The sequence below is a fragment of the Pseudomonas syringae genome (genome assembly GCF_000737245.1).
GTDB classification, from domain to species: domain Bacteria; phylum Pseudomonadota; class Gammaproteobacteria; order Pseudomonadales; family Pseudomonadaceae; genus Aquipseudomonas; species Aquipseudomonas syringae_J.
This window is the reverse complement of sequence record NZ_JPQU01000023.1, coordinates 226653-241119: the sequence shown is the minus strand read 5'-3', so window position 1 is coordinate 241119 and position 14467 is coordinate 226653. Positions and strand designations below refer to the sequence as shown.

Annotated in this window: 12 protein-coding genes and 2 riboswitches; of the genes, 7 read left to right on the top strand and 5 right to left on the bottom strand. The window is 59.5% G+C overall.

Annotated features, from left to right (window positions below):
• Positions 1–40 precede the first annotated feature (40 nt).
• The 3 genes from IV01_RS17685 to nfuA all read left to right on the top strand — a co-directional run bounded on the left by IV01_RS17685 (position 41) and on the right by nfuA (position 4461).
• On the top strand, positions 41–2344 hold the full coding sequence (locus tag IV01_RS17685; protein ID WP_032627271.1) for a fatty acid cis/trans isomerase: 2304 nt from the start codon (positions 41–43) through the stop codon (positions 2342–2344).
• 427 nt (positions 2345–2771) lie between these two features.
• Positions 2772–3797 carry an acyltransferase family protein gene (locus tag IV01_RS17690; protein ID WP_032627270.1) on the top strand — a complete coding sequence of 342 codons (1026 nt, stop codon included), beginning with the start codon at positions 2772–2774 and terminating at the stop codon, positions 3795–3797.
• A 70-nt stretch (positions 3798–3867) separates the two neighbouring features.
• Positions 3868–4461, top strand: a complete 594-nt coding sequence (gene nfuA / locus IV01_RS17695; protein WP_032627269.1) for a Fe-S biogenesis protein NfuA — start codon at positions 3868–3870, stop codon at positions 4459–4461.
• Between the two features lie 178 nt (positions 4462–4639).
• On the opposite strand, the gene cobM is transcribed toward nfuA, so the two are convergent.
• The 4 genes from cobM to IV01_RS17715 are packed head-to-tail and all read right to left on the bottom strand — an operon-like array spanning position 4640 to position 6764.
• Entirely contained in the window at positions 4640–5386 is a 747-nt protein-coding gene (gene cobM / locus IV01_RS17700; protein WP_032627268.1) for a precorrin-4 C(11)-methyltransferase, read from the bottom strand.
• Between the two features lie 35 nt (positions 5387–5421).
• Positions 5422–5844 (bottom strand): cobalamin biosynthesis protein, encoded by a 423-nt coding sequence (locus tag IV01_RS17705; RefSeq protein ID WP_418903516.1) that lies wholly within the window; start codon positions 5842–5844, stop codon positions 5422–5424.
• A gap of 2 nt (positions 5845–5846) precedes the next feature.
• Positions 5847–6566 (bottom strand): CbtA family protein, encoded by a 720-nt coding sequence (locus IV01_RS17710; RefSeq protein ID WP_032627267.1) that lies wholly within the window; start codon positions 6564–6566, stop codon positions 5847–5849.
• A 12-nt stretch (positions 6567–6578) separates the two neighbouring features.
• Positions 6579–6764, bottom strand: coding sequence for a CbtB domain-containing protein (locus IV01_RS17715; protein ID WP_032627266.1), 186 nt, complete (start codon positions 6762–6764; stop codon positions 6579–6581).
• Between the two features lie 97 nt (positions 6765–6861).
• Positions 6862–7085: riboswitch (cobalamin riboswitch) on the bottom strand.
• A gap of 57 nt (positions 7086–7142) precedes the next feature.
• A riboswitch (cobalamin riboswitch) is annotated at positions 7143–7362 on the top strand.
• 111 nt (positions 7363–7473) lie between these two features.
• Between IV01_RS17715 and cobW the strand changes: the two genes are divergently transcribed.
• The 4 genes from cobW to IV01_RS17735 all read left to right on the top strand — a co-directional run bounded on the left by cobW (position 7474) and on the right by IV01_RS17735 (position 14008).
• On the top strand, positions 7474–8538 hold the full coding sequence (gene cobW / locus IV01_RS17720; protein WP_032627265.1) for a cobalamin biosynthesis protein CobW: 1065 nt from the start codon (positions 7474–7476) through the stop codon (positions 8536–8538).
• A gap of 3 nt (positions 8539–8541) precedes the next feature.
• Positions 8542–12318: a cobaltochelatase subunit CobN gene (gene cobN, locus IV01_RS17725; protein ID WP_032627264.1), complete on the top strand. Its 3777-nt coding sequence runs from the start codon at positions 8542–8544 to the stop codon at positions 12316–12318.
• Positions 12318–13343 carry an ATP-binding protein gene (locus IV01_RS17730; protein WP_080290245.1) on the top strand — a complete coding sequence of 342 codons (1026 nt, stop codon included), beginning with the start codon at positions 12318–12320 and terminating at the stop codon, positions 13341–13343. Before cobN ends, IV01_RS17730 begins: the two co-directional genes overlap by 1 nt.
• Before the next feature lie 77 nt (positions 13344–13420).
• On the top strand, positions 13421–14008 hold the full coding sequence (locus IV01_RS17735; protein ID WP_032627263.1) for a vWA domain-containing protein: 588 nt from the start codon (positions 13421–13423) through the stop codon (positions 14006–14008).
• Positions 14009–14180: 172 nt separating this feature from the next.
• Here IV01_RS17735 and IV01_RS17740 read toward each other — a convergent pair whose 3' ends face one another.
• Positions 14181–14447, bottom strand: coding sequence for a hypothetical protein (locus IV01_RS17740; protein ID WP_032627262.1), 267 nt, complete (start codon positions 14445–14447; stop codon positions 14181–14183).
• Between the last annotated feature and the right edge of the window lie 20 nt (positions 14448–14467).

The window sequence follows — 14467 nt, the reverse complement described above, 5'->3', positions numbered from 1 at the left end:
CTTAATAGTCACTTTGCACGTGACCCTTTGGACGCTGGATATGCCGTATCGCTTCTTTATAAGCATCGTTGTGCTGTTGGTGGGTGGCATATCACAGGTCCAGGCGGATGAACCGTCTGTGCAGCCGAACATTTCATACGTTCGGGACATCCAGCCGATCCTCACGGAAAAGTGCGTGGCCTGTCACGCCTGCAACGATGCCCCTTGTCAGTTGAATCTGGGGGCCGGAGAGGGTGTAGCTCGCGGGGCCAGTAAAATTCCGGTTTACGATGGTGAACGCAGCGTTGCCCAGGCACCGACGCGGTTGTTCTACGATGCCAGTGGCCCGGGAGCCTGGGCGGAAAAAGGCTTTTACTCGGTACTGGATGCTCAGGGCAGCCAGGCTGCCCTCATGAGCCGCATGATCGAGTTGGGGCGCAATGCTCCATTGACGCCTAACGCGAAAATCCCCGATGAAATCTCCTTGGGCATCGGTCGTGAAAATCTCTGCGCGCAACCGGGTGAATTCAATGCCTATGCCCAGGCACATCCCAGAGAAGGCATGCCGCTGGCCGTGGCGGGTTTGAGCGACGCGCAATACCAGACGCTGCAGCGCTGGTTTGCGGCTGGCGCCCCAATAGATGAGGCGGCGCAACAGACTTCTGTCAGCGAAACTGCGCAGATTGCCGAGTGGGAGGCGCTGCTCAATCGGCCCGGTTCCAGCCAGGCGCTGGTGGGACGCTGGTTGTACGAGCATCTGTTCCTGGCTCACATCTATTTTGTTGGCGGCGAACCTGGGCATTTCTTCCAGTGGGTGCGTTCCCGCACGCCGAGCGACCAACCGATTGACCTGATCGCGACCCGCAGACCCGACGATGATCCGGGCAGCAACTTCTATTATCGGCTTATGCCTGTCAAAGGCGTGATCGTGCACAAGACCCATATCACCTATGGTCTGGGGCCGCAAAAAATGGCCCGGGTCAAACAACTGTTCTACGACAACCAATGGCAAGTAGACGCACTCCCGGGCTATGGGCCGGGACGGCAGGCCAATCCATTCGAGACCTTCCAGGCCATCCCAGCGGTGGCGCGCTATCAATTCATGCTGGATAACGCTGAGTACTTCGTGCGCACGTTCATCCGTGGTCCGGTATGCCGGGGGCAGATCGCGACGGACGTGATTCGCGATCAGTTCTGGGTGCTGTTCCAGGAGCCCTCCCATGATCTTTACGTGTTCGATGGCAAATATCGCGCAGCAGCAACGCCGTTACTGGCCATGCCAGGGCAGAACGACGATGTTGGCAGCGTGCTGAGCCTGTGGCGCAGTTATCGGGACAAGCGCAACGAATACGAGGACATGCGTCGTGATGCCTACGCCGAGCTGCCGCCGCCCGGCTGGGCGACGTTATGGGCCGGCAATGACAATGCATTGCTGACAGTCTTCCGTCATTTTGACAGCGCATCAGTCAACAAGGGTTTGATCGGCGAAGCACCGCAGACCCTGTGGCTGTTTGATTTTCCGTTGCTGGAACGCACGTATTACCAATTGGCGGTGAACTTCGATGTGTACGGCAACATCTCCCATCAGGTTCAGACCCGGCTCTATTTCGACTTGATCCGCAACGGCGCCGAGGTGAACTTTTTGCGTCTGATGCCGGCAGACAAGCGCGACGATCTGTTGAGCGACTGGTATCAGAAAGGCGGCAAGCTGAAGATGTGGCTGGATTACCAACGCATCGACGATGACACCGCCAGCGGTATGAAACTGGACGAGAAGGACCCCAAGCGTGACTTCGCACTCAAGCTCGTCGAACGGGCGGGAACGCTGAATGCTGCGCCAGATCCGATCAATCGCTGCAGTGGCGCTTATTGTTCACTGAGTCGCAACGACAGTAGTTTTGCTCCCGTCGAGCAGTCTCTGAGCCGGTTGGTCTCGCGACCGGCGGCAGGCTTGAAGGTCATCGACTTTCTGCCTGAGAACACGGTGCTGCGCGTTGAAGATGCTGCCGGCAAGCGGATGATCTACAGCATGCTGCGTAACCGCGCGCATTCCAACGTGGCGTTTTTGCTGGGCGAATCCCACCGTTATCAGCCAGGCCTGGATACCCTGACGATCTATCCGGGCGTGCTTGGCAGTTATCCCAACTTCATCTTTAACGTCCCGGCCAGCGACGTGACGGTGTTCGTGGACGCGATGCAGCAGGCCCGGCACCAGGTGGAGTTTGAAAAAATCATCGAACGCTGGGGTGTGCGGCGCAGCCATCCGTTGTTCTGGACCTATTTTCATGACCTGAATCGCTACATTCAGGAAACCACGCCGCTGGAGGCAGGGGTTCTGGATATGAATCGGTACGAGAATCTTTAGATTTTTTGGGCCGGACGTTCACCTGTGGAAGCGGTGATCGGTGGGAGCGAGCTTGCTCGCGAAGGCGGTCTATCCCATAAGAATAGGCGGGGGATGTTCTGGCCTCTTCCCAAGCAAGCTTGCTCCCACAGATGTGTGGATGAGCTCGATTCTGTGGGAGCGAGCTTGCTCGCGAAGGCGGTCTATCTCCAAAGAATGGGCGGGAATGTTCTGGCCTCTTCCCAAGCAAGCTTGCTCCCACAGGTTCTGGACCAATTAAGACGCGCAAGCCACACCGGACATGGCCTGCGGCCATCTACCGTTGACCGGAAAACAACAGAAACTGACGATCTTTTTTGAATAACCGCGGTCGGACGCCCTGAGTGTTCAGGTTACAAGCGGTGTTTTTACCGCCCTGAATGGTTGTTCAAAGGCCAAGAGGTTTCTGATGTTGATTTCGGTTCAAGCCCTGCGGGCACTCGCCGCGTGGGTCGTGGTGTGTCATCACTTCATGCAGATTTTTTTCAACTTTCACGCCAGTGGCCCCATTGGTGATTTCTTCGTAACCAAGGGCGCCGTGGGCGTCGATATTTTCTTCGTCATCAGTGGTCTGGTGATCTTTCTGTCTACCCAGAACAGCGAAATGCCCGCCGGGCGGTTCATGCTCAATCGCATCATTCGGATTGTCCCGGCGTACTGGTTCTATACCGCCGCCATGGGGCTGTTGCTGCTGGTTGCCGCCCCGCTGTTGCCGCATCAGGTGATCAATTGGCAGACCTTCATGCTGTCGCTGTTTTTCATTCCGGCGGAAAACCCCGGCGGCTACGGTTTGTACCCGACCCTGAACGTCGGCTGGACGCTCAACTATGAGATGTTCTTCTACCTGTTGTTCTCTACGGTATTCCTGTTCAAGCAGCGCCATCGCCCCTTGATCGTGGCTGCGGCGCTGTTTGCAGTCTGCGAAGTGCTGGCCCGCTCTGGCCTGATCAGTCGCTTCTATGGCAATGACATCATTTATGAGTTTCTGCTGGGCATCGGTATCGGCATCATTTACCGCCGAGGCTGGATCAAGGAAGGGGTATGGCTGCCGTTGTTGGGCGTTGCCTGCGGCCTGACTGCGATCTATCACCTGTCAGCAGACCAGCAACGGTTACTCACCTGGGGACTGCCCAGCGCTTTGATCGTGATGTCGTGTATCGCCATGGAGCCGTTGTTCCGAGGCAACCGAGTGCTCAAGGTATTGGGTGATTGTTCTTACTCGGTGTACTTGCTGCATGTGCTGGTGTTGTACGGTGGCTGGCTCGCTTCTCAGCATTACAACCTCAACCCGTATCTGGTGTTTGCCATCTGCGTGCCGGTTATTGGCCTGGGTGCATGGGGCAGTTACGAGTGGATCGAAAAGAGCCTGTACCGTCGAATGAAGGCCTGGCTGGACAATCGCCGCGCTGAAAATGCTTCCCAGGTTCTTTCCTGACAAAAATACTAGGACTTTGTAGGATGCATTCGATTGGCGTAAACTGCCCGCACGTCTGCGAGGAATTTTCATGACCGCTATCACTATTACCGATGCTGCCCACGATTACTTGGCCGATCTGCTGGAAAAGCAGAATGCCCCGGGCATCGGCATCCGCGTGTTTATTACCCAACCTGGCACCCAGTACGCTGAAACCTGCATCGCCTATTGCAAGCCGGGCGAAGAAAAGCCGGACGACAAGGCCATTGGCCTGAAAAGTTTCACGGCCTGGATTGATGGTTTCAGCGAAGCCTTTCTGGATGACGCCGTTGTCGATTACGCCACTGATCGCATGGGCGGCCAGCTGACCATCAAGGCGCCAAACGCCAAAGTTCCGATGGTCAACGCCGACAGCCCGATCAACGAGCGCATCAACTATTACCTGCAAACCGAAATCAACCCAGGCCTTGCCAGTCACGGCGGCCAGGTCACCTTGATCGATGTGATCGAGGAAGACGCGCAAAACATCGCGGTGTTGCAGTTCGGCGGCGGTTGCCAGGGTTGCGGTCAGGCTGACGTGACCTTGCGCGAAGGCATCGAGCGTACCTTGCTAGAGCGCATCCCCGAGTTGACTGGCGTGCGTGACGTCACCGACCACACCCAGAAAGAGCATGCTTATTACTAAGCGGTTTTCTTTGCTGGATCAAAAACCCCGATGTGTTCGGGGTTTTTTGTGGGTGGGGTAAGCGAAATTCACGGTGAAACCTGTTGGAGCGAGGCTTGCCCGCGAAGAACGAAAACACGGATTTCCTGTTGCACCGCGTTGACCGTTTCGCGGGCAAGCCTCGCTCCAACAGGTGGAGCTACTGTCTGTAGAGATGCGCATGCCCTGCGCGATACAGGGAAGACTCACTGAAAGCATCACTGGCCAGCACGCGCCCGACCAGAATCAGCGCGGTCCTGCGAAAGCCTTTCTCCGTGACCTTTGCTTCAATGTCGGTCAGGGTTCCCACCACCCAGTCCTGATCCGGCCAGCTCGCACGATGCACCACGGCAATCGGGCAGTCGGCGCCATAGTGCGGAGTCAATTGGGCGACGATTTTCGCCAGGTTGTTCACCCCCAGGTGGATCGCCATGGTGGCTTTATGCTGGGCCAGTTCTGCCAGGGATTCGCCTTCCGGCATTGAAGTCCTGTCTGCGTAACGGGTCAGGATCACGCTTTGGGAGATATCCGGCAGGGTCAGCTCGGTTTCCAGCAGCGCAGCGCAGGCTGCGGTAGCGGTCACGCCGGGGATGATTTCGAATGGGATGCCCAGTTCACGCAGATAGCGAATCTGCTCACCGATAGCGCCATACAGGCTAGGGTCCCCGGAATGCACACGTGCCACATCCTGGCCTTGGTCATGAGCGGATTTCATCAAGGTGATGATCTGCTCCAGATGCAGTTCCGCGCTGTTGCTGACTTGAACCGCCTGATGACCCTCAAGCACCGCCGCTGGCACCAGTGAGCCGGCATAGATGATCACCGGGCAAGTCCGGATCAGGCGCTGGCCTTTGACCGTGATCAGTTCGGGGTCGCCGGGGCCTGCGCCAATGAAATAGACCGTCATGGTGCTCCAGAATCGATAGATGGCAAGAACTGGGATTATCGGTCAAGAGAGGGGCTGATGGCCAAGGCGAAAGTTGCCAGGGCGCTTTTTTGCCGGGTGATTCTTAATTGTGCAGGGCCTGACTCGCTGGCCAACGCCAGGGCAGCGCTTTCCGCCACGCCATAACAACCACTGTGCTGGAAGGCGACTGGAGAGCGATGGCTGAGTTGCGTTTCGTACACTGCCAGTTGCGTAGCACTGAAACATTTCAATGGCCGATCAAGCTGTGCGGCCAGTTGCAACAGCCCCGGCTCGCGAGCTTTGAGATCGATGGAGGCGAGGGCGGTGACGTCAGCCAGACAAAAATCAGTGCGGTGCAGGCTGTGCTCGATCAACTCCAGCAACTCGCCTGCAGAGCAACCCCGTTGACAGCCGAGGCCGACGACCAGCGTCGGCCGGGAGGCTTCAGGATTGATCAAGATCAGGCCTGATCGAAGGCAGGATTGTGCCGGCGGAACAGCCAGGCGCTGATCACGCCCATGGCGATCCAGAACAGCGCATTGGTCAGCAGCGAGGCAATCTTGAACTGCGCCGCCAATGCTTCGGGCGCAAGGCTCTCGTGGACTGCCGGTTGTGGCGCACCAATCACATGGGGTACCACCAGAATCGCCACACCCAAAACTTTGAGCAGCCAGTGCTGGCCGAAAACGATCAACGCCAGGGCGACAGCGGTGGAGGCGGCGGTGCCAACCCACCAGATCTGCCGTTGGCTCAGGTCCGCAGCGGCGGTACCCGGCAACTCCGGTGGCAGGCCCAGTGTCGGTGCCAACGTGAAGACTGCAAAACCCGCCAAGCCCCAGAGCACACCTTGAGAGGTTCTACCCGGCGCACGCAAGGTATAGAGCGCCGCGAGCATCAGGGCAAAACCGACCGCTACCACCAGGTTGCCGCCCGTGGTGGACAGGATGCGCTGCCAGCCATCTTCCGGTGACCAGGCTTCGTCGTTATGCACATGCCCGGCAGGTGCAGCTTCACCATGAGCATGCTCATGACTGTGTTCATGAGTCTGTTCGGCGGGAGCGTTTTCATAACTTTCGGCTTGGAGGATCAATGGTGTGACCCAGAAGCTTTGCAGCAGGGTCAGCAGTAATGCCGCGAGCAGGCCGGTAAAGCCTGCCGTTTGAGCGATTCGCTTGAACATGGCGGGTGATTCTCAATGGCAAGGAAAGGCAGAGCTGTGGCGGGTATCGTGGGCAGCGTTGTGTACCGCCTCGATGTGCGAAAAACCACCGAAGTACACCAGGCACGCGCCAAGGATTGCAGCGCTGATGGCGGCCGACAGGCGTTGGCTTTGGGTGGCGGTGGTGCTGGCGGGCTGGGTGGTGGCGGTGATCGACATGGCATGTCCCTCTTGACTGTCGGCAAGTGAGCAAGCGCATGCGTAGCCCGCTGACGAAAGTCAGCAGGGTTCAACAGCGCCCGCCCACCGCGGGGTTAGTTATAACTGTATGTCGGGCCGGTCTCCGGGCTTGCGAGGGGCGGAACGCAGAACGTTCAACCTGCAAGAGTCACCTTCCCATGCCGTTGATCGGCACAGTGGATCTGACTCTTCACTCGCTTACCGTTGCGGGGGCAGCGCCGGACTTGCACAAGCTTGAGGCTTGAACGCACCGGTTTCCCGTTTCACCCTGTGAAGGGCACCCGTAACAAGGTGCGTAGGAGAGCATGGTGCCGTGCAGAACGTCAATCAGTTGATTGACCTGCCAGCGACCACTGCGTAGCCTTGCGGGTTCGAGGTTCTCCGGCCGCCTATTCAGTTCAGCCAGGCGGCAAGGAGCTAAGAAGGGAACGCGGTAATGCCGCGGCTGCCCCCGCAACTGTACCGGTCATGATCGTTGCACAGCCACTGCCAAGCGCGGGAAGGCGCAACGATGGCTCCCAAGATAGACGTGGGAGCGCCGCAAGCCAGGAGACCTGCCTCGATCCGGGCCATGTGCCCGACGAATTCTCACTACAACCGGGCGGGGTGATCCGGTGGCGAATCGATCCTTGTGCCATTGCCCAGGGTTTTCGTCCCGTTTGCCCGCCGCATTGCCAAAGGGCATCCCATGAAAACACTGGCCAAGCTCCCCGTCACCATCGTCACCGGCTTTCTCGGCTCGGGCAAAACCACCCTGCTGCGACACATGCTCGACAACGCCGAAGGCCGGCGCATCGCAGTGATCGTCAACGAGTTTGGCGAGCTGGGTATCGACGGCGAAATCCTCAAGCAGTGCACCATTGGCTGCAGCGAAGAAGAAGCGGTCGGCCGCGTGTACGAACTGGCCAACGGCTGCCTGTGCTGCACGGTGCAGGAAGAGTTCTTCCCGGTGATGCGCGAGCTGGTCGCCCGCCGTGGCGATCTGGATCATATTCTTATCGAAACATCGGGCCTGGCACTGCCCAAACCCCTGGTTCAGGCTTTTCAGTGGCCGGAAATCCGCAACGCCTGCACGGTTGATGCGGTGATTACCGTGGTTGATAGCCCCGCGGTGCTGGCCGGTACTTTCGCTGCGTTCCCTGATCAGGTTGACGCGCAACGTAAGCTCGACCCGAATCTGGACCACGAATCGCCTCTGCACGAGCTGTTTGCTGACCAATTGGCCAGTGCTGATCTGGTGATTCTCAACAAGGCCGACATGATTGATGCGGCAGGCCTGGCCGCTGTGCGTGCCGAGGTGTCTGAAGAGCTGCCGCCAGCGGTCAAGGTCATCGAAGCCAGCAGCGGTCGTTTGCCGATCAATGTCCTGTTGGGCCTGGGGGCGGAGTCAGAGCAGCACATCGACGGCCGCAAGACTCACCACGATCACCATGAAGGCGATGATCATGACGACCACGATCATGACGCCTTCGATTCCATCTCGATGAAGCTGCCGCAAGCCGATGAAAGCTTGCTGCTCGACGCGTTGACTCAGTTGGTGGTGCAGCACGGCATTCTGAGGGTCAAAGGCTTCGCGGCGATTCCGGGCAAACCCATGCGCCTGCTGATCCAGGGCGTGGGCACTCGTTTCGACAAGCACTTTGATCGGGCCTGGAGCGCCGATGAAGAACGCGCTACCCATCTGGTGCTGATCGGCCAGAAACTGGACGCCGCCGCCCTTGAAGCTCAATTGCGCGCTGCGCTTGCTGGCTGACCCATGCATCTACTGAGAACCCAGCCCGGTGGATTTGTCCCGGACGACAATATTGCCGACCTTGGGCAGACGCCCGCCGAGCTGGTGATTCTCTGCAGTGGCGATTCGAGCCTGGCACTCCTGGCCGAGGCAGCGCAGCAACTCCCTGATGACTACCCGAGTCTGCGTCTGGCTAACCCCATGCAGGTACAGAATCATGCCTCGGTGGATCTATACGTCGAGGACGTGCTGCAACATGCCAAGGTGATCTTCATCTCGCTGCATGGCGGGATGGGTTACTGGCGTTATGGGGTCGAGCGTCTCGGGGAACTTGCCGCCCGCGGTGTGCAGATCATCATGGTGCCCGGTTGTGACAACCCGGACCCTGAGCTGGAAGAGCGCAGCACCGCGCCCGCCGAGGACTGCCATCGACTCTGGCAGTTCCTGCGACAAGGCGGGATGCACAACGCGCTGGATTTCTATCGTTGCCTTGCCAGCCGCATGCTGGGTCGAGACTATCCATGGTCTGAGCCGCAGCCGCTGCCGCGCACCGCTGTTTATCATCCCCAAGGGGTCAGCAGTGATCCTGCTGTCTGGCAAGGGCAGTGGTGCGCAGGCCAGCCGGTCGTGGCGCTGTTGTTTTATCGCTCGCACTTACAGGCCGCCAATACCGCATTCATCGATGTTTTCTGTGAACGATTGCAGGCACAGGGTTTGAATCCTCTGCCGATCGCCGTGGCCAGCCTCAAGGAGGCGGGTTGTTCGCGAGTGGTCGAGGACTGGCTGGATGATGTCGGCTGCGAGCTGATTCTCAATACCACCGGCTTCGCCCAATCCAGCCCCGAAGCGCCGCACATGCGGCCGTTTCGGCGCAATATCCCGGTCATTCAAGCGATTTGCGCTCAGGACAACGAGCCCGGCTGGCGCGCCAGCGAACAAGGCTTGGGCGCTCGGGATCTGGCGATGCACATTGCCTTGCCGGAACTGGACGGCCGCATCATCAGTCGGCCTATCAGCTTCAAGGACCTGGCCTGGCGAAGCGAGCGTAGCCAATCGGATGTGGTCTGCTATCGGGCTCAGCCGGAGCGTATGGATTTTGTTGCCGAGCTGGCCCGGCGCTGGGCTCTGCTCGGCCGCTTACCGAATGCGGACAAGCGCGTCGCCTTGATTCTCGCCAATTACCCGACCCGGGACGGTCGGATTGGCAACGGCGTCGGTCTGGATACCCCGGCGGCCGCCCTGAACATCCTGCGGGCCATGCAAAGCACCGGCTACCCGGTGGCAGATTTGCCGGATACCGGCACCGCGCTGATTCATCAATTGCTGGGCGGCGTGACCAACGATCTGGACAGCATTGATCTTCGCCCTTGCGAGCAAAGCATGGCGCTGGAAGAGTACGCGGCGGCTTTCGAGCAATTGCCCGCCGCTAACCGGGATGCGGTGATTGCCCGCTGGGGTGCGCCGCAAGCCGATCCGATGTTTCGCAGCGGCCGGATGATGATCGCCGGGTTGCGCTTTGGGCTGACCTTCGTCGGCATTCAGCCTGCCCGGGGTTATCAGGTGGATGCCAGTGCGGTCTACCACGACCCGGATCTGGTTCCGCCTCATGGCTATCTGGCGTTCTATTTCTGGCTGCGCAAAGCCTACGGCGCGCATGCGGTGGTGCACGTGGGCAAGCATGGCAACCTCGAGTGGCTGCCGGGCAAGGGCGTCGGGCTGTCAGAAACTTGCTGGCCGGATGCGATTCTTGGCGCGATGCCTAACATCTACCCGTTCATCGTCAATGATCCGGGCGAGGGTGCGCAGGCCAAGCGTCGCACTCAGGCGGTGATCATCGATCACCTGATGCCGCCGCTGACCCGAGCTGAAACCTACGGACCACTACGCGACCTGGAGCTGCTGGCGGACGAGTATTACGAAGCCCAGTTACTGGATCCGCGCAGGGCCCTCGAGTTGCAGCGGGACATCCTCAAGCTGGTTCGCGAGACGCATATTGACCAGGAGCTGGGGCTGGACAGCTCTCTCAAGGTCGGGGGGCTCAAGGATGACAATGCCGCTGTCTGGCTACCGCGCCTGGACACTTACCTGTGTGACTTGAAGGAGTCGCAGATCCGCGACGGTCTGCATATCTTCGGGGAGTCACCCGCCGGGCGCCTGCGCGTCGACACTCTGTTGGCCTTGTTGCGGATTCCTCGTGGCGATGGCCGTGGCGCGCAGTCGAGCTTGCTGCGAGCGTTAAGCAAGGCATTCGAATTGGGTTTCGATCCATTGGATTGCGAACTCGCCGAGCCTTGGACAGGTCCCAAGCCCCAGGCTTTGCTGGAAATCAGCGCAGATCAGTGGCGAACGGCGGGGGACGCACGGGAGCGACTGGAGTTGTATGCCAGCCAGATGATCGAGCAAATCATCACCGACGATTCTTATGCATTATCTTTAAATAACAATGAGTTGAATCAGATAGTTGAGAGCTTGCGTGAAGTGGTCGCGCCCCGTCTCGAAGCGTGTGGTCCCGCCGAGATTCAGGGTTTGCTTGATGCCTTGAGTGGACGTTTCGTGCCTGCCGGACCTAGCGGTGCGCCGAGTCGCGGCAGGCTGGACGTACTGCCCACTGGGCGTAACTTCTTTTCGGTCGATGTGCGTAACCTGCCCACCACGACAGCGTGGCGCATCGGCTTTCAATCGGCAAATCTGTTGCTGGAGAGGCACTTACAGGATCATGGTGATCATTTACGTCAACTCGGTTTGTCGGTCTGGGGCACGGCGACTATGCGCACCGGTGGCGACGATATCGCCCAGGCCATGGCATTGATGGGCGTGCGCCCGGTATGGGCTACAGGCAGTCAGCGGGTAGATGATTTCGAGATTCTGCCGCTGAGCCTGCTCGACCGTCCGCGAGTGGATGTCACGTTGCGGGTCTCGGGATTTTTCCGCGATGCGTTCGCCAATCTGATTCGCCTGTTCGATGCCGCCGTACAAGCGGTCGCCGCCCTGGACGAACCGGATGACCTGAACCCGCTGGCGTCCAAGGTGAGAGAAGAGCGTGCCACGCTGCAAAATCAGGGCGTCGACGCTGATCAAGCCTCAAGGCAAGCCGGCTGGCGTATTTTCGGTGCCAAGCCCGGCGCCTATGGCGCGGGCGTGCAGGGTGCCATCGACGCTCGTTTGTGGCAGAGCCGCGAGGATCTGGCGGAGGTCTATCTGAACTGGGGTGGCTACGCTTATGGCGCTGGCGACGAGGGCACGCCAGCCCGCGAGCGCTTTGCCAAGCGGCTCTCTCAGGTACAGGCGGTGGTGCAGAACCAGGACAACCGCGAACACGATCTGCTCGACTCCAATGACTATTACCAATTCCAGGGTGGCATGCTCGCCGCCGCTGAAAGCCTCAGCGGGCAGAAGGCAGCAAGCTATCACGGCGACCATAGCCAGCCCGATTTGCCGAAGATCCGCACCCTCAAGGAGGAGCTGAACCGGGTGATCCGCTCCCGGGCCGCCAATCCAAAATGGATCGATGGTGTGAAGCGCCATGGGTACAAAGGTGCTTTCGAGATGGCGGCGACGGTAGATTTCCTGTTTGCCTTCGATGCCACCACCGAGCTGATCGACGATCACCAGTATGCCTTGCTGGCCGATGCTTACTTGCTGGATCCCTCGACCCGGGATTTCATCCAGCAGCACAACCCTGATGCATTACGCGACATGACCGAACGGATGCTTGAAGCGCAGCAGCGGGGCCTCTGGCAAGAACCGGGTGAATACCGCGACGCGCTGGAAGGCCTGTTGCTGGATATAGAAGAGAACTGATGACGACATTGCCCGATCCCCCTCATTTCCCGCTGGCAGCAGTGGTTGACGCTGATGAGCTGAAACTGGCCCTGTGCCTCACCGCTATCGATCCGAAAATCGGTGGCGTGCTGATTGAAGGCCCCCGAGGCATGGCTAAATCGACCTTGGCCCGTGGGCTGGCGGACCTGCTGGCCAGCGGTCAGTTTGTGACCTTGCCACTGGGCGCGACGGAAGAGCGCCTGGTGGGCACGCTGGATCTGGATGCTGCACTGGGCGAAGGTCGCGCGCAGTTTTCACCTGGGGTGCTGGCCAAGGCCGATGGCGGGGTGTTGTATGTCGATGAGGTCAATCTGCTGGCTGACCATCTGGTTGATTTGCTGCTGGACGTGGCTGCCAGTGGCGTCAATCTGGTGGAGCGCGATGGCATCTCGCACCGGCATGCGGCGCGCTTCGTGCTGATTGGCACCATGAACCCGGAAGAAGGTGAATTACGCCCGCAACTGCTGGACCGTTTTGGCCTGAATGTAGCGCTGAGCGGGCAGACCTTGCCCGTGCAACGTGGACAGATCATTCGTCGTCGTCTGGAGTTTGACGCTGATCCGCAGGCTTTCTGCGATCAGTGGCAGGGCGAGCAAGACGCCTTGAAACAGCGCTGCGAACGAGCCCGGCAGCTACTGGGCAGCATTGCACTGGATGACACCTCTCTCGACATCATCACTGAGCGTTGCTTTGCAGCTGGTGTGGACGGGATGCGCGCCGATCTGGTCTGGCTCAGGGCCGCTCGCGCCCATGCCGCCTGGCGCGGTGTGACGGCCATCGCCGAGCAGGATATCGACGCGGTGGCTGAGTTTGCCTTGCGCCACAGACGTCGCAACAGCACGCCGCCTCGGGACGAATCCGCGTCGCAAGACAACGCACCACAATCTGCGCCACGTAACGCGTCACAGCAAGATCAGGGGCAGGGCAGTTGGGGCCAGTTACCGGCACAGCCCATGGCGACTGGCGCCCGTCGTGAAGTACCCAGCTGGCCAAAAAAGCCCTAGGCATCCGTCCTCGTGCTGCATCGGGCACGGATGCCAGACCCCGGCCCGGCAAGCTCCCTGGTGGTAAAACCGGCACTGTGCGCCATGGTGCTGCTGGTGCTATCGCCTGGTTGCCAACCTTGTTGCGCGGCCGCCCGAAATCTCGAAATGATCTGATCCGCCAGCCCCGCAGTCAGCAGGCCAAGGAACTGTGGCTGCTGATTGTTGATGCCTCCGCTTCCACCAAGCGCCATCAGGCCTTGAGCCAAGCCAAGGGGTTGCTGGCGCAAGTGTTCGACGATGCTTATCGGCGACGTGTTCGCCTGGCGCTGTTGACCGCCAACGGCAACGCGCCACGCTGGCAACATCAGGGCCTCAAGGCTTCCAGAGCGTTAATGCCATGGCTGGACGAATTGGGCGCTGGCGGGGGAACGCCGCTAATGGTCGCATTCGAGCAGGCGGGCGAATGGCTTGAACAGCGCAGGAGAAAACATCCGTCTGAACAGCAGCGTGTGCTGGTGATGACCGATGGCCGGGTAAAGGCTATGCCTTCAGATAGCCCATTCAACTGCCCGGGGCTGCTGATCGATATTGAAAGTGGGCCGATTCGCTTGCGCAAAGCCGAGCAGATGGCGGCAAAGTTGGGGCTTGAGTATCAGCATATCGAGGGTTTGCGGCCGTCGTAAATGATCCCTCAGGACTCAACGGAAACCCTAGGGCCGGCCAAAGCCGGTCCTATGAAACTCTGTGGGAGCGAATTCATTCGCGAATGGGTAAGTCCAGTCGATGCATCTTCATCGGCTTTTACATCGCCTTCGCGAATGAATTCGCTCCCACAGGTCCGAGGTCTGCCGACTATCAGGCTGGCATGGTCCACGGCTCGAGCCGGTAGCCTTCGTTGCTGATTTCCGCGCGGGCTTGTTCCAGAGCGCTGGCCAGCTGCGCCGGGTCCGAATAGATGCTGCGGGCAATCTGCCGACGGCCGATACGTGTGCTGGTACGGTCGATCACCGTCAGGCTCAGCTCGCCATTACCATCCTGTGGTGCCCAGGCGACGCATTGGAAAGGTTCAAAAGCGTGTCCAGCGATCAGGAGTGCATCGTTGAAGCGCAATGGGGCGTTCATGGTGTGTTCCTCAAAGTGCC